This window comes from Achromobacter sp. SIMBA_011 (assembly GCF_046535435.1).
Taxonomy (GTDB): domain Bacteria; phylum Pseudomonadota; class Gammaproteobacteria; order Burkholderiales; family Burkholderiaceae_B; genus Achromobacter; species Achromobacter dolens.
Genome location: NZ_JAWRWN010001171.1, coordinates 1 through 238 on the forward strand (window position 1 = coordinate 1; position 238 = coordinate 238).

Here is a 238-nt window from a genome sequence, read left to right on the forward strand (position 1 = left end):
GTGATTCTTCTCCGCTGCCTTGCCCTTCTCGTTCTCGAGCGTGCTGACGTGAACGAACAGCTCCTTCTCGAAGTTCAGCAGGAACAGGCGCGCACGCGCGCGCTGCACCGGGTCGGCCGGCATCAGCTGCGGATGCGGGAAGCGCTCGTCGATGTATTCGTTGATGATGTTCGATTCGTACAGGATCAGATCGCGCTCGACCAGAATCGGCACCTGACCGTACGGGTTCATCACCGAG

At 60.1% G+C, this 238-nt stretch carries 1 protein-coding gene; it reads right to left on the reverse strand.

Going from position 1 to position 238, the window contains the following annotated elements:
• Positions 1-238: glutathione S-transferase N-terminal domain-containing protein (locus SB816_RS34730; RefSeq protein WP_410548590.1), on the reverse strand; the 238-nt coding region annotated here is incomplete at both ends.